Raw genomic sequence first — 24,339 nt, forward strand, 5'->3', positions numbered from 1 at the left:
GGAAATGTCTTCTGCCATTTCCATCAAGCGACGAGCGATATCGAGGTATCTATAGCCTATCAATCGCATAGGCATCGTTACGGGATATCCATAAAGCGGATCATAGATTCAAACTGGAGTGAGGTGTATCTGCCTCTGATCGCGATCGCATCAGTCCTCACTCTCCTCGTCCCAACTGGATTGATTGTGCTGAATGGTGCGGGCTTTCTGGTTTTCCGCCTGCCAATGATCGCTGGCGTCCTGCCAATGTTTCCGATCCTGTCCATCAGGGCGATCAGCCTTTTCCCACAGCTCATAGGCCTTCCGGGCGATCCAGTCATTTCGTTCAAGCATTGCTTCCTCCTCATTTGAGCAGAAGGGAAACTGGAATGCCTTCAAGGACAATCAATGTCCGCTACCGTACTGACTTGGGTGGGATGACCGGCGCTTAGCTGTATTCTTCGAAAAAATAAGTGCTCCCGCCTCCATCCTCCGTCGTTGCATAACTCCGAATTCATTGCGCAAAGACCTTGCTGCCGGCCTCGGCCGCCATAAGTTTGCTAGCAATCGATCGTGAACAAGATGCGTGGCATCGCAGTGGAAGTGTAGAGCGGATACCAATGCGAAGCGATATGGGAGCGACTTTTAGGGGAAAAGATAAAATCTCCCGGATGCTCGAAGGCGGGGTGTGGGACAGTTCGATACTCGGCTCGCCGTCTGACTGGCCCCAATGTCTCAAGTCAGCTGTCGATCTCATGCTGCCGTCTATGGCGCAGATCGTCATGTTCTGGGGGGGCGGACCTTGTGACACTTTACAACGAACCGTATGCGCCGACCATTGGCCAGCGGCACCCGCGAGCTTTCGGCCGACCGGCACGGGAAAATTGGGCAGAGCTCTGGGATGATCTTGAACCACTTTTGCGTAGGGTTATGGATACTGGCGAGACAGTCGCCGCCAAGGATAGGCCATTCTATATAGAGCGGCATGGCTATCCAGAGACCGTCTACTTCGACATCTCCTATTCGGCCATCCATGACAATGATGGCACGGTCCGAGGTGTATTTTGCATTGTGAACGAAACGACGAACCGCGTTCGCGCTGACCAGGCACTGCAGCAGAGCGAGGAACGGTTACCCGCCTGAGCGTTTTAGCATCTCCGGCCCGTCGGTCCTGCTCTCGCAAAAAGCCGTCGCAGCGATTTCGCTTGCATTGCATGAACTCGGAACAAACGCTGCGAAATATGGAGCGCTCTCGGTTTCAACGGGGAAGGTATCGGTCAATTGGCGTTATGATCCTGAAGCGTCGGCGCTCAGCCTCCGTTGGGAGGAAGCAGGCGGGCCAGATGTTGTTCCACCCAATAGGAAGGGCTTTGGCTCACGGCTTGTCGAACGCCTGCTGGCAGCCGAATTGAAAGGTAGATCGGCAATCCAATTCGAACCTTCTGGGGTCGTCTGTCGGATTGAGGCGATATTACTGACGCACGGCTGAACGTGATCAGAAGGAACGATTTTACCCGCGACGACTTTTGTCGAGACGCAACGAAAACAGGGCCGATATGCAAGAAAAGGATCGAGATCGCTACAACGCACGCAGTGCCGGGGACCGTTTGGTGGCCGGGCATGTCAGCGAGGACCCGTTCGCGGCGGCCTTCAAAGCCACGCGCATGCCCATGATCGTGACTGATCCGAGCCAGACTGATAACCCGATCATCTTCTGCAATGAAGCATTCAGGAAATTGACGGGCTATAGCGATCAGGAGGTCATTGGGCGGAACTGTCGCTTTTTACAGGGACCAGAGACGGACCGAAATACAGTCGCGAAAGTGCGGGACAGGATTGCCGCTGGCCAGGATGTGGCCGTAGATATTCTCAACTATCGCAAAGATGGCAGCAGGTTTTGGAATGCGGTCTTTATTAGCCCTGTCCGTGACGAAGCCGACGAGATCATTTACTTTTTTGCGTCGCAACTCGACTTCACGACCGTCAAAAGTCGGGAAGCGGATCTGGCCTCCGCACGCCACCAGGCGGAGGCGGAAGTCGCGAGGCACACTGCAAATCTACGCTCGGCGTTGGACGCTCGCACGCTTCTTGTTCACGAGGTGGACCATCGCGTTAAGAACAATCTTTTGACCATGGCTTCAATCGTCAAGATGCAGGCGCGCGTTACCAAGGATGAACGACAGAGACGCACGTTGATGTCTGTCCTCAACAGGATTGAAGCTCTCAGCACTGTTCAACGAAAACTGTTCACTTTGGACGATGTGTCGAAATTCGACATGTCGGACTTTACACGAGAACTTGTTACCGACTTGGTCGATGCGACAGGCCGCAAGGATATTCGCCTTTCGCTGGATCTTTCGCCTCTGTTGGTGCCGGCGGTCAAGGCGACCCCGCTGTCTCTGATCGTCAATGAACTCGTCGGTGACGCGGTTCGGCGTGGCCTGAGTGATGGCGGGGGCGACATCCATGTGGTCGTCAAGCGCCTCAATGGCCACTTTCTGATCCGAGTCGAAGATACATCGGAGCCGGTGGAGCCGGACGGCGAGAGCGCGGAGCTGGGACGGATGCTGTTTGAGGCGGCCGCTTCACAGCTAGATGCCAAAATTGAGCGCAAACATGATGGGCACAAGACCGTCGTCGATGTCGTACTTCTTGTCGGCGACGGCGACCACACGGAGCATAAACATTGAAAGTTATGATCGTAGAAGATGAAATGCTACTAGCCATGGAGCTCGAAAACGAGGTCGAAATGGCGGGGCATGTCGTCACGGGGCTCGCGATGAGCAGGGACCAGGCACGCCAACAGCTAAGCCTTTCCAAGCCGGACTTTGCATTCGTTGACATCCACCTCATGGATGGGCCAACGGGCATTGAGGTGGGGCGCGACCTTGCTGCCGCTGGCATCCCCTACGTATTTGTCAGTGGCAACATCAAGAAAATCCCCGCTGATTTCGCTGGTGCGCTCGGGGCGATCGAAAAGCCATACACCATGAACGGAATGAATAACGCGCTTGCCTATGTTTCAGCGATCATAGGGGGGGATGACAGTGACTCCCCCCCGGCTAGTCTCGTTCTGGCGGAAGATGCGAGTGCGGGTAGAAGGCATTCTGTCGGAAAACCCGCGGGTTAGGTGATATCGCTCCTTCGCGGTTGGGGAGAGAACAGAAATTGCAGCGTGTCTGTTTGATGTTCCAGATTTCCTTCTATCTTCCGTCTGGCCGTGAGTAAGGTCGAAATCTTTAAGGCCTTTTGGTCGACTGCGGATCGGCTGAGCTTGGAATATGCTGGTGCCAGCTCCAAGGGCCGGCGAGATTTTCCCACGGGCAGCTCTTTCCTACGTTCTTCCTATTCTCCCAAAAGTCGGAGGCGAGTACATGTTCCCTTCTCAGCAGTCACCCACACGAAACAAGCTCCTAGCTCTGCTACCTGAACCGGATTTCGAGTGTATTGCTGATGAACTCGAATATATCGAGCTTCCCCGAGGCACGACCCTGGCCCGGATCGGGGAACCCATTGAACAGGTGTATTTCCTGACCTCTGGGATAGGATCACTCGTGACTACTATGCCTGATGGCCGACGGGCGGAGGCTGGTATCTTCGGTTTCGATGGCTATGTCCCGACGACGGCAATCGCGGAAGTCGAGACAAGCTCCCATGATGTCTGGATGCAGGTCGCGGGCGATGCCTATCGCATGAACTATCGAAGCTTCCGTGCTGCCATGGAGACGAAGAATTTTTCCAGACTGATCATCCGCTGCATCGAGGCATTCTCGGTGCAGCTGTCTCATACAGCAGTTTCCAATGCAGTCCACGACATCAACAACCGCCTCGCGCGCTGGTTGCTCATGTGTCATGACCGCGTTACCGGGAATGAAATCGGACTTACGCATGAGTTCATTGCCACAATGCTGGCTGTTCGTCGACCAAGCGTCACCACGTCACTTCACATCTTGGAAGGCCATGGTTTTATCAAGGCGGAACGTGGTATGATAACGATCAGGAACAGGGCAGCGCTTGAAGAGTTTGCTCAAGATGCATACGGAAAGCCTGAAGCCGAATATCGGCGTCTTATGAAGGACCTTTTCCTGTGACAGTGTTGTACCATGCCAGAATTGGCGAGAGTTTTGGACCGATATAGACGCCATGAGCCGATACTTCTTTAACCTGCGCCGGGACGGTGAAACTATCTCGGATGTTGAAGGCGACGAGTTTTCAAACGTGGATGCCGCGCGATCAAGCGCCATAAACGCCGTGCGGGAAATGGCTGCTGCATTGATCAAAAACGGGAAGGATGTCGCGGACGAGTATATGGACGTGTCTGACGAAGAAGGTAACCTAATGTACACCGTTTCCTTCCACGATGTTGTTCAAAATCACCTGAAAAAGTGATTTTAGAGCGGTCCGATCAGACTTCGGTATTCGTGCTCCGGCTCCCCGTAAGTGCTGCCCGCAAAATCCTCCAATCCTTTCCGGTCACGAATAGTTACCCTTCCGCGTTCCGCCAATACGAGTTTCATGCCTTCCAAAATGTGGAAGGCATTCGTAATGCTCGGCCTACGGACAGCTAGCATCGATGATACGAAATCGTGGGTAAGGGAGATCTCTTCTCCGCCGAGACGATCATGACACATCAGAAGCCACCGGGCGAGGCGCTGATCTACCTGATAATTCGCGTTGCTTAGCGCGGTGTAGGAGATTTGCGTTGCAAAAGTCTGGATGAAGCGTGCAAGCAGGTTGGCCAAGGCGGGCTTATCACTAAGCGTGACTTTCATCGCGTCCAGATGGATCCTGTAGGCGTCTCCCGGCATTTGGATCAGCACTTCGTGGATGCTGATGGATCCACCAACGCCCGCCGATGTAGGACAGAAGCCCTCTCGGCCTACCATTCCGGCCTCGGCGCGCTGACCATCCTTTGCCGCAGTCACGACCGAGCCAATGCCGCTGCAAAGAAAGTAGATATAGCCTATCGGGGCGCTCGCATTCGCAATGACTTCTCCTCGTGAGAGCGGCACCGCCTCCCATATTGTCGACAGGCCTTCGAACTCGGTCGCTGGCAAGAGGGAAAGGAGTCGATTTCGGGAGGCGGGATGATCCGAGACGTTCATGGCTTTCAATGGCGGGCGCGAGCCGCAGCCCCCAGCCGCCAAGCCCTAAGCTATTTCAAGCGGTTGGTGCGTCTATAACACTCCGTATATTCGACGGATTTTATGTACGCTGGCATACCTTCTGCCACTCCGCCATAAAGTCTGCTACTGTCCGTTCTTATGCTCAGTGGGAGTTTGCGATGCCGAACCGCAGCGGATTGACGGTAGTGGTGTTGGAAGACCAGCCACTGATTGCATTAGATATCGAGGAGCATCTTAATCAGGCCGGCATCGAAAAGGTTGTGACCTGGTCTTCTTGTCTGGAGGCAGAACAATGGCTTGAGACGCACGCACCGGATTTCGCGGTGATGGAAACATGTCTGCGGGACGGATCAACCGACGGGATCGTTGAACTACTGGGCGCCCGCAATATCCCGATAATTATTCACTCGGGTGCCGAATTCCCGCCTTATCTTATCGAAAAGCTAGGAAGTGCCGAACGTGTTTGGGTCGATAAGCCTTGCCCACCGGACATGTTACTTCAAGCGATCAAGAATTTGGGTGTCATCGAGTAAAGGCCGAAAAAGTCAACTGAAGCTACCTCTCATCAAGGTCGCGCCGCCTGCTTGAGCGTGCTCTAAGTTGAGATGCTGAGGGGCCGCCTTGACGGAGGCCACTCACGGCATTTCAGGCGCCAGGGGCGTTGGTTGTCAAGCAGCTTTCTTGCCCTTGTCATTGGCTGACGTTTTAGCAAGCGCTGTCAGCTTTTTGTCGGTCGCTTCTTCTTCCGATAGATTTTGCTGCAGAAGCGGCACGGCATCCTTCAGGCCGAGCTGCTTGGCCCATTCGACGAGCGTACCGTAACGGGCAATCTCGTAGTGCTCGACAGCCTGAGCGGAAGAGATGAGGCCGGCATCAAGCGCGGGCGAGCCCTTAAATTCCTCGATGATTTCCTCGCCCTCGGCAATGATGCCCTGAATGGCCTCGCAGGTCTTGCCGCGTGCCGATTTGCCGAGGATTTCGAACACCTGTTCCAGACGATCGATCTGGCCTTGCGTTTCTTCGCGATGCTGAAGAAATCCCTTCCGGCCTTCCTCCGATTGCGATGCGCGGGCCATTTTTGGCAGTGCTTTGAGGATCTGCTTCTCGGCGAAATAAATGTCTTTCAAAGTATCCAGAAACAGGTCGTCGAGCGTTTTGGCGGTAGCCATAGTCGTCCTCCATCGGTTTGAGATACTGTCCGAGATACGGCCGTTCGGCCGCCCGGTAGCATCAGACAGAATGACGGGCGTGAGAAACGGTTCCCGTACGGCAGCGTACGTTCGGCGCTTAAAAGCACGGCTTTGAGACCAGCCAGTCCATTTCTCGGACGCGATCTACCTAGTGCCTTCGAAATTGTGAAGCCGGCTCCGAGCAACGTTTTCCGCATGCCGATCTCGCATGAAAGACTTAGGTGCGCGGTTTTGCAATTCATTGAAACATCGATAAAGTAGGATATTTCCGTGCATTGAGTCGTTAAGGCGCGATTTATGGTGTCGTTACTGAAGCGCCGCGCCGCAAAGCCTTATCGATATCGCCGTACCGCATTGGTCATGGCCCGCTGCGGCACGGACAGGCTGTCTTACGGGGTTGTTGCCGGTGCGACCTGCATCTGAAGTGGCTGCAGGCCTTCAGTTTCGGTGGAAAGGTGCTGCTGTGCCGTAAGGTGGCTCTGCTTCGCGGCGTCGGTCGCTGCCGAGCCGCCTTCCGCATTCGTCATACGAGGAGATCCGGCTGGCGCTTAGTCGGTGCCGATCGGCTGCGGGATCGTGGTGCCATCGGCGGCGGTAACACGCCAGACCGTATTGCCTGCATCATCGGCCACGAGTAGCGCGCCGGTGCCGTCGATGCCGAGGGGGCGGCCGCGTGCCTGCTCGCCGTCGATGAAGCTTGTGACTACGTCCTGCGTCTTGCCCGAAGGCTTGCCGTTCTCGAAGGGAATGTAGGCGGCCTTGTCGCCGTTGAAGCTGTCGCGGTTCCAGCTACCCCGGTTGCGGAAAAATGCTCCGTTCGCATAGGCTTGCGGCATGGCCGAGTCTTCGGTGAAGGCCATGCCGAGTGCAGCCACATGGCTCGACAGTGCATAATCCGGATTGATTGCTTTTTCGACCATGTCGGGACGCGGCGGATCAACGTGATCGCCGTAATAGCTCCAGGGCCAGCCGTAGAAGCCTCCATCTGTCACCGATGTCATATAGTCCGGCACGTGGTTGGGCCGCGCTCGTCGCGCTCGTTGACCACCGTCCAGAGCTCGCCGGTCTGCGGATGGAATGCCAGTCCGTTGGGATTGCGCAGGCCGGAGGCGAACGCGCGTGCCGCCCCGGTCTGTGGGTCGACCTGCCGGATGGCGGCCCGGCCTTCCTCGGCCTCAAGTCCGTTCTCGGCGACGTTCGAATTGGAGCTGACGGAAGCATAGAGCATACGGCCATAGGGGCTCAGCGGCATATCTTTCGTCAAGTGATGGTTCAACGGATCACCGGGAAGCCACGTCAGAGTTCTCGGCTCCTCGCCGATCTAGTTCTGGCCGAGTTCGCAAGGATAGGCGAGGACGTCGCTGGTGGACGCCACGTAGAGCGTGTCGTCGACCCAGGCGAGACCAAACGGAGAATCGAGCCCGCTCAGAAGGTCATGACGCTCGTCTACTTCTCAATCGCGATTGGTATCGCGCAGCGGTTATGAGGGTTGGTCTCCTTCTGCTCCCCACCACCGCCGGAAGCCATCGCCATGATCCAGTTTCGGATGAAGTCTTCCGGCGGCTGACAGGCTTTCCTTCCGGCGCCTTCGACTGCACCACACGTACGTCGCCGTTGGGCAGCGTCTGGACCGTGCGGGGGGTCGCCACTGCCCCGGGACGGCCTGCGTGAACTGGCAGCCTATTACGCTACCCAGAGGCCTGTAGCCCGGGAGGATGCGGCTCACGATCCGGATCTGATCGAGAAAGGGCGGATGCTGGCAGAGCAAGGCCGCGCTGCCGACAAGATTCCGGCTTGTCTAGCTGCTACGACAGGGCGGATGCCAATCCAGCCTACCCAAAACTGTCCGGTCAGAACTCGGCCTATCTTCAGAAACAATTTGCTTTGTTTCAAGCCGGTGGGCGCGGCGGCTCTGCGTACAGACACCTGATGACGGGGTGGCCAAGGAGCTCGCGAAGGATGATATCTCAGCGCTCTCGGCCTACTTCAGCGCCAGGCAGAGCGGCGGGTAGTTTGCTGAGTTTGAAATGGGAATCGAGCATGAAAGCTGGAAGCCTGCTCCTTCTTTCAAAGGCAGATCAGCAGCTTCCGGGGACCTGTCGGCGACAGGCGACCGTAAGGCCAATTCACGCTACCAACCAGGCACGGTTACGAGTTCGCACAGTCATTCCACCAAACGGGCCGGTTCAGACTGACGGCGCAACTCTGCGGAACCTTATTCGAAATCATGTCTTTCAGGCTTGCGAGCGGTTGGTGAACAATCGTTGATGCGCGGGCATATAACAGGATCCCAGCAAAGCTATTGCGAAAGGACGCCATGACCGTAAGGGTTGCAATCGTATCGGGCGCAGGATCAGGCATCGGTCGGGCCACCGCCCTGCAACTGGCAGCAAAGGGGTATCACGTCGGGGTCCTTGGTCGCACGAGAAGCGAGCTGGATGAGACCTGTCACTTGATCTCGAAGGCGGGAGGCGGTTCGTCGGTCCTTGTCGCCGATGTATCGGATAGCGCCGAGATGCATCAGGCGGTCGGCAACTTCGTTGCATCAAAAGGTAGGCTTGATGCGGTCGTCGCGAACGCAGGCATAAACGGCGTGTGGGCGCCGATCGATGACCTCACGCCTGATGAGTGGAACAGGACGATCGCAGTCAACCTGACAGGAACCTATCTGACCATCCATCACTGCGTGCCTCATCTGAAGACCTCCGGCGGCGGTTCGATCGTGGTCGTGTCCTCGATCAATGGCACGAGGACGTTCACCACTCCCGGTGCTACGGCCTACACCGCCACCAAGTCCGCGCAGGTCGCAATGGTGAAGCAACTGGCTCTCGAACTTGCAAGACACCACATTCGCATAAACGCCGTCTGCCCCGGCGAGATCGAAACGAGTATAGATGAGAATACGGATCTCAGGCATGAGGAGGAGACTGCCATACCCGTTGTCTGGCCGGATGGCCAAGTGCCTATCACGGGCGGAAAACCTGGGCGCGCGCACGACGTTGCCTCCGTGATCTGCTTCGTCGTCTCGGATGAGGCAAGGCACATGACCGGATCTCCCGTATGGGTCGATGGCGGCCAGGGGCTGTTACGATAAGTTTCGGTCCGAGGCTGGAGCATCAGGAACAACCTGATTGGAAATCCGTTTTTCATTCAGGGCTGAAATCAACAGGAACTGGATTGCAATGACTGATCTTTGGGAGCGACCCGTCGAGATAGAAACGCCCGCCCGGGGCGGACCAAGATGCGTCCGAAACAGCCGTGATGCCATAGCGGCCCTAGCCTATGATTTCCCGAAGGGCTGCGAGAAGGCCGGCATGGCGCGGAAAATATGCCTGAATGCAATTGAGGGCATGGCGACGACGGAAGCCGCAGCGGTGGCATTCAGAGATGCTGCAAAACAGGCGGGTATCCTTCGTGCATGATGTCGCCACAGATGGCGTGGATTTGACTGACAGGGCAACGCGAGAGCTACAACTCGTCGCCGTCTGTATCGGGCGAGCAGAGAAGATTGCCGGCAAGTCATACAAGACCGGCATCAACAAGATCGCGGTGCGCCACCCGGTGATGATCGGTCAGGACGGGGTCTTCGGTGACGCCATCTGCAACGGCAAATACCACGGTGGGTTCGATCAGGCGGTTCTTCTTGAAGGCGAAAAGACGCTCGATTGGTGGGCCGAGGAACTCTACAGGCCGGTTGCACCGGGCCTGTTCGGTGAAAACCTCGTGATCAGAGATCTGGACAACCGCGATGTCTCCGCGGGGGATACCTTTCTCATCGGCAGTGAGCTTATCCTGCAAGCAACGTCGCCCCGAACACCATGCGGCACACTATCTGCGCACATGGGTGACCCGGAATTTACCCATGCCTATCGCAAGGCCGCACGTCCGGGTATCTACTGTCGTGTTCTGATACCGGGTGTCGTCACGGCCGGCGACCGTGTCGAGCATGTGCGGTTCGACGGCGAAGGAATACCAATCCCGGAAATGCTGGAGAAGTTCGGAAAGCGGCTCAGCGAAGACGATGCCGCGCGATACCTGAACATTCCTATCCACGCTCGCATGAGGGCCTCTATCCTCGCAGGCGGCAGGGCCAAGTTCTAGCATGCGTTGATGGGGGCGAGGTCTACCGCGCCGAGCGGTCAGCAACACGACCTGCACCTCTAATCTAGTTGCTGCCCGGCAACACAACTCATAAATGCATGGCACCCATGGAACGCGGTCTGGCCCCGCCCGCAATCGAGACTAGGTTTCATCATCCGAGTCACGAGTCTCAGCTCTTGCGCCAGTTTCGCTTCATTCTTATGGTCGCAACCATATTGTCGTCATGCGCGAGGCCCGGCCCCGAAACCATCGCCGTGGTGGCTGCCGTGCCTCGGATACAAACCGTCGAAATCCTTGTCGCTACCAATCGTGTCCCGGACGCGGGCACAAGTGGCTCATACACCGCGGGCAGAGGCGACCGGCTGCACTATTCCGAAGTCACCATATCCATTCCTCCGGGGCATCGCCCATCGAAGATCGAGTGGCCGACTGCCAAACCTGATCCCAAGACCTCCTTTGCTGTGGTCGGGCGGCGCGAAGTGACGGCGCGGGAGTTTTCTATTCTGGCTCGCGGGCAGGCGAAGTCGCCCGCCTATGGCCGCGCCGGCATCTTCATTCATGGCTACAATTACAGCCACGAGGAGGCCCTGTTCAGGAGCGCACAGATGGCGGCGGACTCCAAAGTGCAAGACCGCGCCATCCTGTTTGACTGGCCTTCACAGGCGGAGGTTACGGGTTACGTGGCGGACAAGGATTCGGCCGCCTTCGCTCGCGACGACCTGGCGGCGGTGCTCACCGAACTATCTCGGAGCGGAGTGCGGCCGACAATCCTCGCCCACAGCATGGGAGCATGGCTGGCGGTCGAATCTGTTCGGCAACTCTCCTTGATGGGGAGGCGAGATGTCGTCCGATCGATCGACCAGCTGGTTCTTGCGGCACCAGACATCGATATCGACCTGCTTCGAAAGCAGCTATCGGTCACCGGCAGGCTGTCGAAGCCGATCGTCGTCCTTGCCTCCAAGGACGACATCGCACTGGCCCTTTCAAAGAGGTTGGCGGGCTCCGCGGCGACGGCCGGTTCACTGGATATAGACGATCCAAGAACCCGTGAGCTCGCATTGAAGGAAAATCTCGACATCGTCGACATCTCCACCGTTCCATCGCTAAACGGCACCAATCACGACCGTTTCGCCTCGCTCGCTGCTGTCTACCCACAGCTGCGCCAAGGGTTCAGCAACCCGGTGGCAGGAACAGGTGCTCTGGTGTTGAACGGTGTGGGCGGAGCAGTCTCAGCTCCTTTCCGACTGGGGGGCTCGTTGCTGGCGCGATAGGGACGGGCGCTTCTCTGTTCAACGCGCTCACTGAAGTGGGAAAAGCCGATCAAGGCGGATCAGCGTTATCTTTTCAGCGCAAGAGGCCATCAGCGCCGAACTTTTCCCATCCATCCAGCGGGTTCTGATCATCGGATGGCGAGCTTTTCACCTTCTCCTGTCTCGCCAAAGTTCTGGTCAGCTTCCGCTTGTAGGCTGCACGCCGCCGGTTCTCGGCCGCCTCCTCCTTGTCATGCTCACGCCACTCATCCACGCCGCTGTCGAAAGCCTCTATTACCATCTCGGGCTCAAAGACATGGAAAGTGATTGCCTTGGCACGCCCCCGCAACCAAATAAGTTCTTGATAATATTCGTGGTTAGCACGGTTGCTTTATTGGTTTCCGATGAAGATAGGGAACAACATTGCATCAACAAGCCCGTTACAGGGCCAAATCTCCCGAAAAATTCCCGAACACACCTCATAGATTTATACCAACGGATGAACGAGCCGCTCTACAATGAAGCCGCGATGTGACACCAGGATGTGCTTGTGGTAACCCCCATCTTGTCTGGACGAACAGATCCGGTCGCACGATGGCGCTGAGACCACTTCACCACCGAAGACGCGGCCACCTCGAAGCGCGTCAGCTCGGACACTCTCGCCGCTCGATACGGCTGCTATAACACGGTCACGAGGATCATTCGATATCGCTGCGGTCATGTGATGCTGGCCTCCATCCAGCCAGCATCAGTGAATCAGAACAGAGCTGATCCGGAAGCTAGAAAGGCGCGGAAACACTCTAGTGACTGGTGCCAAGGCACCATACGACAATCTCAAGCTGACCTTTATAGCCACCATAGCCGCCATCTTTACTTGGTGGATAATGGAGCCTAAATCATGAGGCAGTGCTGCTTGTCTACGCCGCGAGTGGGAGTCAGACTGCTGTTGGCGTAAAAGAGGTGTTCCCATCAGCTTGGCTCACCGAGTTCTCGTGTGTCTCTTTCCAGAGGGCCAGCTTGTTCCCAACGAAGTGAACGTTGACATCCCCCGCGGCGAAGTCTGCGTCGCCAAGAATGCTGAGATGGATGGCGATATTGTTGGCCACACCGTAAATCCGTGTTTCCCCCAAGGCCGACTGCATGCGGTGAAGCGCTTCCTCGCGGCTCCGCCCGTGCGTGATGATCTTCATCATGAGAGAGTCGTAGTTCGGGGGCAGGGTCGATCCGTTTGTGATATGCGTATCGACGCGCACGCCCGGTCCTCCGGGTAAGTGGAGACCATGGACGGTGCCGGGGCCGGGAAAGGCGTCGAACGGCGTCTCGGCATTAATCCGGCACTCTATCGAAGCGCCGACTTCCGAAATGTCGTGCTGCCGGAACGAAAGCGGTTCTCCGAAAGCGATCCGGATCTGTTCGGCGACGATATCGATGCCGGTGACAGCCTCGGTAACGGGATGCTCGACCTGAATGCGCGTGTTCATCTCGATAAAGAAGAACTCGCCGCCCTCGTAGAGGAATTCGAACGTCCCTGCGCCGCGATAACCCGTGGCACGGCACGCCCTGACGCATTTTTCGCCCAGATCGGCAATCGCTGCGGGGGATATGCCCGGCGGCGGCGCTTCCTCGACCAGCTTCTGGTGCCGTCTCTGCATCGAGCAGTCGCGAGCGCCGAGATAGACGGCGCCACCCTGTTCGTCGCAAAGGACCTGTATCTCTACATGCCGCGGCTTTTTCAGATACCGCTCGAAATAGACGGTGCCGTCGCCGAACGCCCGACGGGCTTCCTCGGAGGCGTCTGCGATCGCCGCAAGGAGCATCGTGGCGTCGTCGACGACCCGCATTCCCCTGCCGCCGCCGCCCGCCGCCGCCTTGACGAGAAGGGGATAGCCGACGCCGGCGGCCGCCTGCTGCCGTTGATCCGGATCGTCCGGAAGAGCGCCCTGCGTCCCCGGAACGCAGGGAATGCCGGCCGCCTGCATGGCCACTTTCGCGGCAATCTTGTCGCCCATCGTGCGGATGCTCTCGGGCCTTGGACCGATGAAGATCAGGCCGGCATTTTCAACCTCCTCGGCAAATGCGGCGTTCTCGGCCAGGAATCCGTATCCGGGATGCACGGCCCGCGCGCCGGTCGACAGGGCAGCCAGCAGGATTGCCTTTCCATCCAGATAGCTTTCGCGCGCGGGGCTTGCGCCGATGCAGACGGCCTTGTCGGCGAGTTTGACGTGGCCGGCACCGGCATCCGCTTCGGAATACACGGCGATCGTCGGAAGGCCGAGGCGCTTGCAGGCCCTTATGATCCTCAGAGCGATCTCGCCGCGATTGGCGATCAGTACTGCCGGCTTCGTATCCATGATCTCTTCCATCATTGTCATCAGCGTCCGTTGTCGTGGTCGCACAGCGAAAAGACAGGCGTCCCGTAATGGACATCGCTGCCATCGGTCAGCAGCACGGCATCGACCACGCCGGAAACCGGCGAGACGACGGGCCTCAGCAGCAGGTCGACACGGACAAGGGCAAGGATCGCCCCGGCCTCGACACGATCCCCGGGGCTTACGAAGGCCTTGCCGCTCGCCGGGTCGTTGAGGACGAGCAGACCCACCGCCTTTGCGGTTACGTTGGATGTTCCGGTTGTCGTGGTGCCGGTGGTTTCGATATCGACCGGGATAACGACCTCATCGCCTGACCGTTTCAGTCTCAGCGTTTCGCCACCGGGCAGCGTGATCTCGAGGTTTGTCAGGGCTTCGCGCCGCATCTCGGCGGCCAAGGCCGAGACGAAGCCTTGCTCGAACAGTTTTGTTTTCATGGTGCCCTTATCCTCTGCGGCATATGGCGGAGAGCATCCGCACGCGTTCGAGATAGGTGGTGACGGCGCGCGTTGCCGCGCGGGCCTGCTCGAAAGTGACCCGTTCGAATTGCAGCCGCTGCTTCGGGGAAAGCTGGGCAAGCCTCCAGAGATCGGCCCGGATGACGACCGCAGCCTTCGGGTATCCGCCGGCCGTGTTGCCGTCGCGCAGCTGGATGATCGGCTTGCCGGACGGCGGTACCTGGATGACGCCCGGCACGATGCCATGCGATCGCAGGTCCGTCTTGTGAATGCGTCTCAGGCTTGTCTCGCCGTCGAGACGCAGGCCCATCCGGTTGCTCTGCAGCGAGACCGACCAGGGTGTGGTCCACAGATCCTGTTGCGAGGCTTCATCGAACTCCTCCAGTTCGGCTGCCGGTATCGCCCTGATGACGGTCGTCCCGTCGGCGGCGGCCGGATTGTCCAGAGACGTGCCGGGCGGCACGGCACCGAATCCTTGGCGGTCCATGAAGAGCGGTGCATCGTCGAACGCGGCGTCAAGGGTGTCGCCGGCGACAAGCTGCCGCCCGTCACAGCCGCCAAAGCCCTGGCGGATATGCGTGCTGCGCGAACCGAGCACGAGCGGCACGTCGACCCCGCCCGGAACTGCCAGACAGGCGCGATACCCGGTAATGCCCGCGCCTTCGATGCGCGGGATCGAGCGGAGCTCCAGCACCTGGCCGGCGCGCACCGGCATCGCCCAGTGGGAAGGAATGAGCTGACCGTCGAGGAACGCGACGCCACCGATGCCGCTCAGCGCCACCGCGCCATCGCGTGTGAACCGTACCACGAAGGGAAACATCTGCACTTCGATGGCCGCGGCACCGGGCTCGTTGCCCAGCATCGCATTCGCCACCTGAAGCCCGAGATCGTCGAGCATTCCCGAAACGCTGACGCCGCTGTTGCGGTAACCGGTGCGACCAAGATCCTGTACCGTGTTGAGCGGCGGCGTCGCCAGAACTTCGATAAACGTGCGGCTCATGGCTCGACCCCCGCATTGACGAATTTGATCCTGTCGCCCGGTCTGAACAGACCGGGTGGCTCGGCTGTGAGATCGAAGGGCATCGGCGGGTCGATCAGCTGCCCGATCATGTACCAACCGGTCGGAGCTGTCTTGGCGCCATGGGCTCCCGGCGGGCCGGCGATACTGCATTGCAGGCCGGCAATGAGAACGTTCAAGGTTCTCGGACGGGTGACCGGAGCCTCCCGGCGTGGAATGAATAGGCGCTCGGGAAGGCCGAACAGATACCCGAAGCCCGGCATGGTGCCCGGGGCGAAGATCACATACTCGGCGGAGGAATGGATGTCCGCGACGTCGTGCGCCGACAGGCCCAGATGGTCGCAGACGTAGCCGAGATCTGGCCCACCTTCGCCGCCGTAGATCATCGGTATCTCGACGGTCTTGTCGGCGGTGTGGTCGTCGGGCGCAGCCGACCAGATCGTGAGAATCCTCGCCTGAAGCTCTTTCGGATCGAGCCTGTCGGGATCGAAGACAATCAGCAGATTGTTCATCCCGGGCTGGCAATCGACGACGCCGGCGGTTGCCGCAAGCGCCTCGCTGCAGGACCAGATCCGCTTCTGCGTTGCAAGTGTCATCGGACCCGCCGCCTCGAACAGCAGCGCGGCATCGCCCATCGCTGTGATCCGCGGGGCATCGAGTTGCCTTATGGCAGCCGTCGTCTCTCGGCTTTCATGAGCCATCATCTTACCTTCCGACGTTCGGAGCGATCTCGAACAGGATGTCCCCGGGCGCAATTTCCTGACCGTTGGACGGGCTGATCGCGACGACCGTTCCGTTGAACTCCGCGGCAAGTTTCGTAAAGACCTTCATCGCCTCGATCACGCAGAGGACCTGTCCTTCAACAACGGCATCGCCCACCGCAACGAAGGGCGACGCCGCCTGGTCGGGCGCGGCGTAGAATATCCCGTGCATGGGAGAGCGGACCATAACGCGGTGGCCGGGCGCAGCGCCTGTGGCGACATCCGCCGGCGCCTCGCGTCTCTCGACGCGCGCAGCAGATCGATCCGCGGTATCCCCGCGCGTCGCGGCGCCGGTGACCTGGCGTTCGATCTTCAGGCTGAAACCGCCTGCCGTCCACTCGGCCTGCGTGATATCGGCGCCGCGGGTCTCGGCAATCAGCGCCCGCGTCAGCGCGATCAGATCATCGGCCTCTTTCATGCTGCAACCTCCATCTTCAGCGAAGCAACCAGCCTGGCGATCCGCCCACAGGCCTCTTCAAGCACCGGAAGCGATACCGCGATCGAAATCCGGAAATATGGCGACAGTCCATATGCGGCGCCCGGAACGCAGACGATCATCGCTTCCTCCAGCAACCAGTTGGTCACATCGACATCGGAAAGCAGCGTTTTGCCGCCTGCGGTCGTCGCGCCCAGCAGGGCGCCGCATTCGACGAACAGGTAGAAGGCACCCGATGGTTTCTGCACATTGAGGCCCGGCACGTCGGCCAGCAGCGTCATGACGCGATCGCGGCGCTGCTGATAGGCCTCGGCGCGTTCCGCCAGATAGTCGGTCGGGCCGTCGAGGGCTGCAACGGTCGCGGCCTGGCTGATCGACGACATGGGGCCGACCATCTGGCCGGCGACCTTGGTCATGGCCTTTATCAGGGGGAGCGGGCCGGCGGCATAGCCGATACGCCAGCCGGTCATCGCATAGGCCTTCGATGCGCCGTTGAGCGTCAGCGTCCGCTCCTTCATCTCGGGATTGGCTTCCACAAATGAGACGAATTTCGCTTCGTCGAAGAGCAGGTGCTCGTAGATCTCGTCCGTCATCACGAGGATATCCGGATATCGCTTCAGCACGTCGCCGAGCGCCCGCAATTCGTCGAGACTGTAGACGGATCCCGTCGGATTGCCCGGCGAATTGAGAATGAGCCAGCGGCTTTTGGGCGTGATCGCCGCTTCGAGCGTCGCGGGATCGAGCTTCAGGCAGAACTCGGCCTTCGTCTGAATGACTACCGGGATGCCGCCGACGAGCTTGGCGATATCGACATAGGACACCCAGGCGGGCACCGGAATGATGATTTCGTCGCCGGGATCGACGGAGGCTGACAAGGCTGTCGCGATCAGGCTCTTGGCGCCCGGGCCAGCCATGATATTGTCCAGCCCGTAGTCGAGATTGTTCTCGCGCTTGAACTTGCGCTGCACGGCCTTTCGCAGTTCCGGCGTGCCGCGAACATCGGTATAGGTGGTGATGCCGCTGCTGATGGCAGCGATCCCGGCGTCGGCTACATGCGCCGGCGTCGGGAAATCCGGTTCGCCCGATGACAGCGACACCACGTCCAGACCGGCGGCCTTCATGTCACGCGCCTTCTGCGAGGCCTCCACGGAGGCGGACGCACCCACGGTCGACAGTTTGTCACTCACATATTTCATCGTCGTATCCTCATGCATTGGTTGATTTTGATTTTCCGCTGCCGGTCGCCCTGGTCTCCGGCTTTCAGGGGAGAGCGGCATCGCGGCCGGTGGGAAAGCTGGCAGGCATTCCGGGTACTGGGGTCGACACCGGCTGGCCCTGCAAGAAGGCATTGATGTTGCGCGCCATGAGAGCGGCGCTGATATCCTGCATTTCCGGTGCCCTTGCGCCGGTATGAAGGGTCAACACCGTGCGCTCGATCTTGCGCAAAGGCTCGGGGATTACCGGCTCGGTTTCATAGACGTCGAGAGCGGCGCCGGCGATTTTCCGCCCGGAAAGCGCGGCCACGAGATCATCCGTAGACACGACGCTGCCGCGCCCGACATTCACCAGGAAGCCTTTGGGTCCAAGTGCCTCCAGGATCTCGGCATTGACCGCGTGAAACGTCTCGGGTCCGCCCGGCACGGAGCAGACCAGAAAATCACAGTCCGCGGCCAGTTCCTTCAGGGACGGCTTGAACGCGTAGGGAAGGCGCGGCTTGGGCGTTCGGCTGCAATAGCTAACCGGCATGTCGAAGGCTTCGGCCCGGCGGGCGATAGCCTCGCCGATCCTTCCGAGCCCGTATATGCCGATCGATTTGCCGGAGACGAGGGGGGCGGGTTCCCAGCCGTCGCTCCAGCCGCCCGACCGGGCGATCCGATCCTGCTGGGGTATGCCCCTGACGAGGGACAGGAGCAGGGCGAATGCCTGGTCCGCTACCGCTGCGGCATTGATGCCGGCTCCATGGGTGACCAGGATACCGCGTTTACGGGCGGCCTCGATATCGACGCTCTCGAAACCGGTGCCGACGCAGCTGATGATCCCCAGATTGGGGAAACGATCCATGTCCTCTGCGCTGGCGCCATAGACGCCGGAGGTGATGATCACACGAATTTTGTCGGCTTTCGCCGGATCGATCGCATCGAACCCCTTGCTGCAGTCGATCGGCTCGAAGCCGAGCCTGCCGAGCCGGTCGCGATAGCCGGAGTTGAAGAACTTCATCGCAAGCGCAGTCATGTCTTTTTCTTTCTGGTCGATATTTCCGGAGGGCCACCCGTTACCGATTGGCACTGGCGACCGCCGCGGCGATGGCGAAAAGGATGGCCAGTGGAGCCGCGATATGCAGCGCCGTGCCGGGCGTGAAGGCGAGGGCCATTGCGGCACCGGCGGAACCGAGAGACTGGCCGATCATTCTTGCGGTTCCGAGGCTGCCGCTTGCCGAACCGGCGCGGTGATAGGGGGCTGCGGACAACATCATCGTGTTGTTGGGCGTCTGGAAAAGTCCGAACCCGAGGCCGCACAAGATCATCGCGATGGCAATGGCCAGATAGGACGTGTCCGGGCCGACGAAGACGAGGATGGCAAGTCCGGCACCGAAGATGACCATGCCGGCGACGCCCAGCCGACGGGCGGAGAGGCGCTCGACCAGTGCGCCCGAGGCCAGCGCTGCCAGCATCGACATGGCGGGCCAGAGGCTCAGAAGATAGCCGATTTCGCCCTGCGAGGCGCCCATGGCCTGCTCGAGCCAGAAGGGCACCACGGTCAAGGCGATGATCTGCGCGGCAAATGCCAGAACCGAGGCGCTGACCGAAAGGCTGAACGCCTTGATGCGCAGAAGATCGATCGGAAACAGCGGCACCGCGCGTTTGCGCTCTTTGGCGATATAGACGGTGAAAGCCGACGCCCCGACAAGGCCGAGCGCCACGGTTGCAACGGAGGGTCCCTGGATCGCGATCAGCTGGATGGCGGCAAGCAGGGTGATCATGGCAAACAGATGCTGGATCAGGCTTCCCGCATTGAGGCGCCGAACGGCTCTGGGCGTTTCCGGAACGATGATGATGCCGATGACGAAGGCGACGATGCAGATCGGAACATTGATCAGGAAAAGCCAATGCCAGCTGGCGACGGACAGAACCGCGGCTGCCACCGAAGGCCCGAGCGCCGTGGACGAACCCGCTACGAAGGCGTTCAACCCCAGGCCTCTGGCGAATTTCGCCTTGGGATAGACGAAGCGCAGAATGGCGGTATTAACGCTCAGCACACCGGCTGCGCCGAACCCCTGGATGAAACGCCACAGCAGCGCCGTCTCGAACGCGGTGGACATCGAGACCATTGCCGAAGCAAGGCCGAAAACCGCCAGACCGGCAAGATAGACCTTGCGATAGCCGATGATTTCGCCGAGTGCCGCGAGAGGGATTAGCGTCGCCACCATCGAGACCTGAAAGCAGCCGACCAGGGCTACGACCTGCTGCGGCGACACGTTCAGCGCCGCCGACATGACCGGCAGCACCGCGTTGACGATGCTGAACGTCATGGAGCAGGCGCAGACGGCGCAGACCATGACGAAGACAGCAAGAAACCGTGGCCACGGCGGGAGGCCGTCTCCATTTAACGTCCGAGTGTTCATGTTTCGATACCGCAGGCTATCTTGTTCTAACGGCGTGGATTACGCCGGTAGCAGATGATTTGCGCCTTCCTGCCATGTGGCGATGACCCGATCCCCCCTGGAGACACCGGTGACGCTGCTGGCCCCGCCCTTGTTCGGGACATAGGCCAGAAAAGGCTCGCCATTGTCGCGCGTCATCAGGACATGCGTCGTCGATCCGCGATAGATAACGTCGTCGACGACGGCCGGAGTCCAGTTGGGCTCGGCGATCTGGTCGGCATCCGCCGGTAACGGCTTCACCTCGATCGCCTCCGGCCGCACCGTCAGCTGGATGTCGTCGGAGGTAAGCCCGTCGGCAATGACGGCGCGGCCGCCGCCCTCCAGCGACAAGACGCGCCCGCCGCCCTGCGACATATCACGTCTGGCCTTGATGAAGTTCGAGATGCCGATGAAGCCGGCGACAAAGCGGGTCGAGGGCCGTGAATAGATTTCGCTCGGCGATCCGATCTGCTCGATCTTGCCCTTGTTCATGATGACGATCTGATCGGCCATGGTCATGGCCTCGTCCTGATCGTGGGTGACCAGAACGGTGGTGATGCCGAGCCTGCGCTGGATCTGCCGCAGCTCGATCTGCATCGCTTCGCGAAGGTTCTTGTCGAGTGCGCCCAGGGGCTCGTCGAGAAGCAGCAGCGCCGGCTCGATGACGATCGCCCTTGCCAGCGCGATGCGCTGCTGCTGACCGCCGGACAGCGATTTCGGATAGCGGTCGGCAAGATGCGATAGCTGCACAAGTTCGAGTGCTGCGCGCACCTTCTTGTCACGCTCGCTTCTGGAAAGCTTGCGCATCCGCAAGCCGAAGCCGACATTCTCGCCAATGCTCATATGCGGAAACAACGCGTAGTTCTGAAACAGCATACCGATATTCCGGCGCTGTGGGGGGAGGCGCGTGATGCGCTCCCCTCCGATCAGGATGTCCCCCGAACTCGGCTCGGTCAGACCGGCCACCATTCTCAATGTCGTGGTCTTCCCGCATCCGGAAGGACCGAGAAAGGCAACAAGTTCACCCTGTTTGATGCGCATCGTGACCTGGTCGACAGCAGCAAAATCGTCGTACTTTTTCGTCAGTCCCGACAGGGCAAGATCCGAATTCGTGGTCATTCACAAGCCTTACGAGAAAATCTGGTTGAACATGTCGATGATGCCGGCCCGCTGCGGATTGATGATGTTCCAATCCAGCATATGCAGCTGCGCCAGTTCGTCCTCGGTCGTCGGGATCATAGTCCGGATCTTCTCGGAAACATCGACGCCACGGACCGGCGGGGCCGCATAGGTGGTTTCGGCAAGGCCCGCCTGCACGTCGGATGCCAGCATCCTGTCGAGGAAGGCGGCCGCCAGATCGGGTTCCGGTGCATTTTCGGTGATGGTCATGGCATTGATGCCGGCGAAGGATCCTTCCGTCGGCGAGGTCATGGCGATAGTCGCGCCGCGATCGATATAGGCCATCATCGACTTGGCAAGGTCGGGGCCGGCCACGTCGGCCTGTCCCTGGGAGACCTGAAGAACGGCGGTACCGGTCGAGTCATACATCGTCTGGACGTTCGGGCGAAGCGCCTTCATCCGTTCCCAGCCAACGGAGAGGTCGTTCTGTACCTCGGCAACCGGCTTGCCCGTCGCATGCGAAGCGGCAATCGCCAGCAGCATGACGCTCTGCGTCAGTCTGGAGGACGGAAGCAGCACGCGGCCGACGAACTTTTCGTCCCAGAGGTCGTTCCAGCTGGTCAGGGGAGCGTCGACGGCTGCGGTATTGTACCACGGGCTCGCCTTGCAGACCGCAAAGGCGACGCCGAAGCCGTCTTCGTAGATGTAACGCGAATAGGCGTTCTGCAGATTGGGCATCTTGTCGGCAGGCAGTTTCGCGATGAGGCCTTCGGCCTTTGCGATCGGGATGCCCACGTCATCCATCATGGCGACGGACAGGGTCGGGCTGGCCTTCTCGGTTCTCAAGAGGGAGATGGTCGGCAGCGTCGTGCTCTGGCGCTGGACGACCTTGCAGCCGAATTTCTGCTCGAAGGCGGGAATGACCTGCTTGGCAATATACTCGCCCTGAACGCCGGTATAGGTGCTGATGTTCAGCGTCTTGTCCTGGGCCCAGGCCGAGCCCTTGCCGATGAACGGAGATGCGACGACCGCAGCACCGGCTGCTGTCAGGAATTGACGTCTGCTGCTGATCATCGAGCGCACGCCTTTTGGAGAGTTCTGCATAAGTTCGGTTCCCGTTTTTGTTGTGATGTGGTTGAATTCAGACGCCCATCGCCTTGCGCAGACCCACGACGCGTTCGAGCAGCAGGACGACGATAATGCCGACCGCGATCATGATGCTGGCCATGGTTGCGATCGATGGATCGAACACGCTCGCCATCTTGTGGTGAAGGAACACGGGCAGGGGCTCGGTCTGGGTATTGCTGATCCAGAAGGACAGCGAGAAATCGTCGAAGGAAATCATGAAGGAGAAGATGCAGCCGGCGATCAGGCCAGGCGTAATCTGCGGCAGAGTTATGAACCAGAAGATTGATATCGGTGAGGCACCCAGCGTGCTGGCGGCTTCTTCGAGGCTATGATCCAGCTGCTTGAGGCTGGCGGTGACGGTGCGCATCACATAGGGCAGGGTGATCAGCGTATGGCCGATGAACAGGTTGAGTGGCACGGAGTGCAGTCCAACGGATGCGGTCAGCTGGATTAGCGCCAGGCCGGCGATCAGAATCGGCAGGATCATCGGCGACAGAAGGACGGTCTCGATGACCGCGGCGCCTGGGATCGAGCCGCGGTTAAGGGCGATCGCCGCCGGAGTTGCCAGGAGCAGCGACAGCAGGGTCGAGCAGACCGCAAGGATTGTCGAGGTATTGAAGGATCGCTGGAAATCGCCGTCGGACAGAACGCTGGCATACCAGTCCAGCGTAAAACCTCTGGGCGGGAAGGTAGCGAGCAGCCCTTGCGAGAACGACAGGGAGACGACGACGACGAGAGGAGCGATCATGAAGACCAGGATGATCGACGTCGCGACCATGACGAATGTGTTGGAGAAACGGCTCATCGGCTGCCTGCTCCCTTGTTTCCCTTGATGACGCCCGACCGGTTCATGAGATATCCGGTCAGGATGTGTGCAGTCAGCGTCAGTCCCACCATGATCGCCGCGATGGCAGCGCCCATCGGCCAGTCGTAGACGGTATTGATCTGCTGCTCGAGAAGGACGCCGAGCATGGTGCCGCCCGCGCCGCCGATCATCTGCGGCGTGACATAGGAGGCCGATGTCAGCGTGAAGACGATTGCCGCACCGGTGATCAGGCCGGGCATACTGAGCGGCAGTGTAATGCTCACGAAAGCGCGCCAGTCCGATGCGCCGAGCATGCGGGCGGCCTCGGACAGGTTCTCGGGAATACGCGCCAGCGACGCGGCCAGCGGCAATACGAGGAGTGGCAGGAACACATGCGTCGATGCGATCACTACCGCCCACTGGGTGTAGAGGATTCGCGGCAGCATCGGCGCCCCGATCGCGGTCAGAATATAGTTCACGACGCCCTGTGGACCGTTTGCCAGCAAAAGCTGCCATCCGTAGGTGCGCACGACGACTGACATTACCATAGGCGCCACGACGAGGATCAGCGTCAGGCGGCTGAAGAAGGCATTGCCGCGCGCCACCGTCAGCGCCAGCGGATAGGCCAGCACAGCTGAAGCGAGCGTCGTCCAAAGCGAGATCTCGATCGTGTTGTAGAAGATGCCGCGATAGGTCGCGCTCTCCAGAAGCCTGCCGAAATTCGCGAAGGTGACGGGCAGCCCGATGCCACCGGCGCCGGACTGGGTGCCGATGCTATAGGTCAGAAGCATCAGCGATGGCATCACCAGGAAGAGCGCCAGAAACAGGACCGCCGGAAGCGTCATGGCGAACTGTGTCAATGTCTTGCGATTGACCGATGGAGAGCGGCCGGCGGCCACCGGCTCGATGGCCTGTTGGATGTTCGAACCTGTCATTGCTGTCCCCTGTCGCCCGCTGCGCCC

General features: G+C 59.6%; 25 protein-coding genes and 3 pseudogenes. 10 read left to right on the forward strand and 18 right to left on the reverse strand.

Translation table 11 applies throughout. From position 1 onward, the window contains the following. Positions 1-150 precede the first annotated feature (150 nt). Complete coding sequence (locus tag AC0JZ4_RS21735) at positions 151-333, reverse strand: DUF2934 domain-containing protein (RefSeq protein WP_471888560.1); 183 nt, start codon at positions 331-333, stop codon at positions 151-153. 317 nt (positions 334-650) lie between these two features. On the opposite strand from AC0JZ4_RS21735, the pseudogene AC0JZ4_RS21740 reads away from it, so the two are divergent. The 5 genes and pseudogenes from AC0JZ4_RS21740 to AC0JZ4_RS21760 all read left to right on the forward strand — a co-directional run. Then, a pseudogene (locus AC0JZ4_RS21740) lies at positions 651-1,119 on the forward strand (PAS domain-containing protein); the annotation flags it as partial. 416 nt (positions 1,120-1,535) lie between these two features. Next, positions 1,536-2,669 (forward strand): PAS domain-containing protein, encoded by a 1,134-nt coding sequence (locus AC0JZ4_RS21745; RefSeq protein ID WP_471888561.1) that lies wholly within the window; start codon positions 1,536-1,538, stop codon positions 2,667-2,669. After that, positions 2,666-3,109 carry a response regulator gene (locus AC0JZ4_RS21750; RefSeq protein ID WP_471888562.1) on the forward strand — a complete coding sequence of 148 codons (444 nt, stop codon included), beginning with the start codon at positions 2,666-2,668 and terminating at the stop codon, positions 3,107-3,109. Before AC0JZ4_RS21745 ends, AC0JZ4_RS21750 begins: the two co-directional genes overlap by 4 nt. Positions 3,110-3,353: 244 nt before the next feature. Further along, positions 3,354-4,070, forward strand: coding sequence for a Crp/Fnr family transcriptional regulator (locus tag AC0JZ4_RS21755; protein WP_471888563.1), 717 nt, complete (start codon positions 3,354-3,356; stop codon positions 4,068-4,070). Positions 4,071-4,122: 52 nt separating this feature from the next. Next, the gene (locus tag AC0JZ4_RS21760) at positions 4,123-4,368 is read left to right on the forward strand and encodes a DUF6894 family protein (RefSeq protein WP_471888564.1); all 246 of its coding nucleotides are present in this window, start codon (positions 4,123-4,125) and stop codon (positions 4,366-4,368) included. A 2-nt stretch (positions 4,369-4,370) separates the two neighbouring features. Here AC0JZ4_RS21760 and AC0JZ4_RS21765 read toward each other — a convergent pair whose 3' ends face one another. Continuing rightward, positions 4,371-5,084 (reverse strand): Crp/Fnr family transcriptional regulator, encoded by a 714-nt coding sequence (locus AC0JZ4_RS21765; RefSeq protein WP_471888565.1) that lies wholly within the window; start codon positions 5,082-5,084, stop codon positions 4,371-4,373. Positions 5,085-5,263: 179 nt separating this feature from the next. Here AC0JZ4_RS21765 and AC0JZ4_RS21770 point away from each other — a divergent pair, with 179 nt between their 5' ends. Then, a complete protein-coding gene (locus tag AC0JZ4_RS21770; protein WP_471888566.1) occupies positions 5,264-5,638 on the forward strand; it encodes a response regulator in 375 nt (124 codons plus the stop codon). 135 nt (positions 5,639-5,773) lie between these two features. Here AC0JZ4_RS21770 and AC0JZ4_RS21775 read toward each other — a convergent pair whose 3' ends face one another. Beyond that, on the reverse strand, positions 5,774-6,274 hold the full coding sequence (locus tag AC0JZ4_RS21775) for a YciE/YciF ferroxidase family protein (RefSeq protein ID WP_471888567.1): 501 nt from the start codon (positions 6,272-6,274) through the stop codon (positions 5,774-5,776). A gap of 572 nt (positions 6,275-6,846) precedes the next feature. Beyond that, a pseudogene (locus AC0JZ4_RS21780) lies at positions 6,847-7,944 on the reverse strand (PQQ-dependent sugar dehydrogenase); the annotation flags it as partial. 668 nt (positions 7,945-8,612) lie between these two features. On the opposite strand from AC0JZ4_RS21780, the gene AC0JZ4_RS21785 reads away from it, so the two are divergent. From AC0JZ4_RS21785 to AC0JZ4_RS21800, 4 genes are all read left to right on the forward strand, one after another. Continuing rightward, positions 8,613-9,389: an SDR family oxidoreductase gene (locus tag AC0JZ4_RS21785; RefSeq protein WP_471888568.1), complete on the forward strand. Its 777-nt coding sequence runs from the start codon at positions 8,613-8,615 to the stop codon at positions 9,387-9,389. 37 nt (positions 9,390-9,426) lie between these two features. Continuing rightward, positions 9,427-9,717 carry a DUF982 domain-containing protein gene (locus AC0JZ4_RS21790; RefSeq protein ID WP_471888569.1) on the forward strand — a complete coding sequence of 97 codons (291 nt, stop codon included), beginning with the start codon at positions 9,427-9,429 and terminating at the stop codon, positions 9,715-9,717. A 22-nt stretch (positions 9,718-9,739) separates the two neighbouring features. Next, entirely contained in the window at positions 9,740-10,396 is a 657-nt protein-coding gene (locus tag AC0JZ4_RS21795; protein ID WP_471888570.1) for an MOSC domain-containing protein, read from the forward strand. Positions 10,397-10,572: 176 nt separating this feature from the next. Further along, positions 10,573-11,667, forward strand: a complete 1,095-nt coding sequence (locus AC0JZ4_RS21800; RefSeq protein ID WP_471888571.1) for an alpha/beta hydrolase — start codon at positions 10,573-10,575, stop codon at positions 11,665-11,667. 73 nt (positions 11,668-11,740) lie between these two features. Here the strand turns inward: AC0JZ4_RS21800 and AC0JZ4_RS21805 are convergent, their stop codons facing one another. The 14 genes and pseudogenes from AC0JZ4_RS21805 to AC0JZ4_RS21870 form a co-directional block, all read right to left on the reverse strand. Beyond that, complete coding sequence (locus AC0JZ4_RS21805) at positions 11,741-11,947, reverse strand: hypothetical protein (RefSeq protein ID WP_471888572.1); 207 nt, start codon at positions 11,945-11,947, stop codon at positions 11,741-11,743. Positions 11,948-12,151: 204 nt separating this feature from the next. After that, a pseudogene (locus AC0JZ4_RS21810) lies at positions 12,152-12,367 on the reverse strand (IS630 family transposase); the annotation flags it as partial. 214 nt (positions 12,368-12,581) lie between these two features. Next, positions 12,582-13,997 carry an acetyl-CoA carboxylase biotin carboxylase subunit gene (locus AC0JZ4_RS21815; RefSeq protein WP_471888573.1) on the reverse strand — a complete coding sequence of 472 codons (1,416 nt, stop codon included), beginning with the start codon at positions 13,995-13,997 and terminating at the stop codon, positions 12,582-12,584. 20 nt (positions 13,998-14,017) lie between these two features. Next, a complete protein-coding gene (locus AC0JZ4_RS21820) occupies positions 14,018-14,449 on the reverse strand; it encodes a biotin/lipoyl-containing protein (RefSeq protein ID WP_471888574.1) in 432 nt (143 codons plus the stop codon). A 7-nt stretch (positions 14,450-14,456) separates the two neighbouring features. After that, complete coding sequence (locus AC0JZ4_RS21825; RefSeq protein ID WP_471888575.1) at positions 14,457-15,470, reverse strand: 5-oxoprolinase subunit C family protein; 1,014 nt, start codon at positions 15,468-15,470, stop codon at positions 14,457-14,459. Further along, entirely contained in the window at positions 15,467-16,192 is a 726-nt protein-coding gene (locus AC0JZ4_RS21830) for a 5-oxoprolinase subunit B family protein (protein WP_471888576.1), read from the reverse strand. The genes AC0JZ4_RS21825 and AC0JZ4_RS21830 overlap by 4 nt, the downstream gene beginning before the upstream one ends. Before the next feature lies 1 nt (position 16,193). After that, a complete protein-coding gene (locus tag AC0JZ4_RS21835; RefSeq protein ID WP_471888577.1) occupies positions 16,194-16,667 on the reverse strand; it encodes an acetyl-CoA carboxylase biotin carboxyl carrier protein in 474 nt (157 codons plus the stop codon). Continuing rightward, positions 16,664-17,881 carry a pyridoxal phosphate-dependent aminotransferase gene (locus AC0JZ4_RS21840; RefSeq protein ID WP_471888578.1) on the reverse strand — a complete coding sequence of 406 codons (1,218 nt, stop codon included), beginning with the start codon at positions 17,879-17,881 and terminating at the stop codon, positions 16,664-16,666. The genes AC0JZ4_RS21835 and AC0JZ4_RS21840 overlap by 4 nt, the downstream gene beginning before the upstream one ends. A gap of 64 nt (positions 17,882-17,945) precedes the next feature. Then, on the reverse strand, positions 17,946-18,917 hold the full coding sequence (locus tag AC0JZ4_RS21845) for an NAD(P)-dependent oxidoreductase (protein ID WP_471888579.1): 972 nt from the start codon (positions 18,915-18,917) through the stop codon (positions 17,946-17,948). Between the two features lie 40 nt (positions 18,918-18,957). After that, positions 18,958-20,307, reverse strand: a complete 1,350-nt coding sequence (locus tag AC0JZ4_RS21850; protein ID WP_471888580.1) for an MFS transporter — start codon at positions 20,305-20,307, stop codon at positions 18,958-18,960. 39 nt (positions 20,308-20,346) lie between these two features. Further along, complete coding sequence (locus tag AC0JZ4_RS21855; RefSeq protein ID WP_471888581.1) at positions 20,347-21,444, reverse strand: ABC transporter ATP-binding protein; 1,098 nt, start codon at positions 21,442-21,444, stop codon at positions 20,347-20,349. 9 nt (positions 21,445-21,453) lie between these two features. Further along, a complete protein-coding gene (locus AC0JZ4_RS21860) occupies positions 21,454-22,518 on the reverse strand; it encodes an ABC transporter substrate-binding protein (protein ID WP_471888582.1) in 1,065 nt (354 codons plus the stop codon). Between the two features lie 67 nt (positions 22,519-22,585). Further along, positions 22,586-23,377 (reverse strand): ABC transporter permease, encoded by a 792-nt coding sequence (locus AC0JZ4_RS21865; RefSeq protein ID WP_471888583.1) that lies wholly within the window; start codon positions 23,375-23,377, stop codon positions 22,586-22,588. Next, complete coding sequence (locus tag AC0JZ4_RS21870) at positions 23,374-24,312, reverse strand: ABC transporter permease (RefSeq protein WP_471888584.1); 939 nt, start codon at positions 24,310-24,312, stop codon at positions 23,374-23,376. The genes AC0JZ4_RS21865 and AC0JZ4_RS21870 overlap by 4 nt, the downstream gene beginning before the upstream one ends. Between the last annotated feature and the right edge of the window lie 27 nt (positions 24,313-24,339).

It is taken from the genome of [Rhizobium] kunmingense (genome assembly GCF_977018605.1).

Bases quoted from the DNA above. Each gene is read 5' to 3' on its own strand.
- AC0JZ4_RS21735 (WP_471888560.1), bottom strand. From the start codon at position 333: ATGCTTGAACGAAATGACTGGATCGCCCGGAAGGCCTATGAGCTGTGG.
- AC0JZ4_RS21745 (WP_471888561.1), top strand. From the start codon at position 1,536: ATGCAAGAAAAGGATCGAGATCGCTACAACGCACGCAGTGCCGGGGAC.
- AC0JZ4_RS21755 (WP_471888563.1), top strand. From the start codon at position 3,354: ATGTTCCCTTCTCAGCAGTCACCCACACGAAACAAGCTCCTAGCTCTG.
- AC0JZ4_RS21760 (WP_471888564.1), top strand. From the start codon at position 4,123: ATGAGCCGATACTTCTTTAACCTGCGCCGGGACGGTGAAACTATCTCG.
- AC0JZ4_RS21765 (WP_471888565.1), bottom strand. From the start codon at position 5,084: ATGAACGTCTCGGATCATCCCGCCTCCCGAAATCGACTCCTTTCCCTC.
- AC0JZ4_RS21770 (WP_471888566.1), top strand. From the start codon at position 5,264: ATGCCGAACCGCAGCGGATTGACGGTAGTGGTGTTGGAAGACCAGCCA.
- AC0JZ4_RS21775 (WP_471888567.1), bottom strand. From the start codon at position 6,274: ATGGCTACCGCCAAAACGCTCGACGACCTGTTTCTGGATACTTTGAAA.
- AC0JZ4_RS21785 (WP_471888568.1), top strand. From the start codon at position 8,613: ATGACCGTAAGGGTTGCAATCGTATCGGGCGCAGGATCAGGCATCGGT.
- AC0JZ4_RS21805 (WP_471888572.1), bottom strand. From the start codon at position 11,947: ATGGTAATAGAGGCTTTCGACAGCGGCGTGGATGAGTGGCGTGAGCAT.
- AC0JZ4_RS21815 (WP_471888573.1), bottom strand. From the start codon at position 13,997: ATGGATACGAAGCCGGCAGTACTGATCGCCAATCGCGGCGAGATCGCT.
- AC0JZ4_RS21820 (WP_471888574.1), bottom strand. From the start codon at position 14,449: ATGAAAACAAAACTGTTCGAGCAAGGCTTCGTCTCGGCCTTGGCCGCC.
- AC0JZ4_RS21825 (WP_471888575.1), bottom strand. From the start codon at position 15,470: ATGAGCCGCACGTTTATCGAAGTTCTGGCGACGCCGCCGCTCAACACG.
- AC0JZ4_RS21830 (WP_471888576.1), bottom strand. From the start codon at position 16,192: ATGATGGCTCATGAAAGCCGAGAGACGACGGCTGCCATAAGGCAACTC.
- AC0JZ4_RS21835 (WP_471888577.1), bottom strand. From the start codon at position 16,667: ATGAAAGAGGCCGATGATCTGATCGCGCTGACGCGGGCGCTGATTGCC.
- AC0JZ4_RS21840 (WP_471888578.1), bottom strand. From the start codon at position 17,881: ATGAAATATGTGAGTGACAAACTGTCGACCGTGGGTGCGTCCGCCTCC.
- AC0JZ4_RS21845 (WP_471888579.1), bottom strand. From the start codon at position 18,917: ATGACTGCGCTTGCGATGAAGTTCTTCAACTCCGGCTATCGCGACCGG.
- AC0JZ4_RS21850 (WP_471888580.1), bottom strand. From the start codon at position 20,307: ATGAACACTCGGACGTTAAATGGAGACGGCCTCCCGCCGTGGCCACGG.
- AC0JZ4_RS21855 (WP_471888581.1), bottom strand. From the start codon at position 21,444: ATGACCACGAATTCGGATCTTGCCCTGTCGGGACTGACGAAAAAGTAC.
- AC0JZ4_RS21860 (WP_471888582.1), bottom strand. From the start codon at position 22,518: ATGATCAGCAGCAGACGTCAATTCCTGACAGCAGCCGGTGCTGCGGTC.
- AC0JZ4_RS21865 (WP_471888583.1), bottom strand. From the start codon at position 23,377: ATGAGCCGTTTCTCCAACACATTCGTCATGGTCGCGACGTCGATCATC.
- AC0JZ4_RS21870 (WP_471888584.1), bottom strand. From the start codon at position 24,312: ATGACAGGTTCGAACATCCAACAGGCCATCGAGCCGGTGGCCGCCGGC.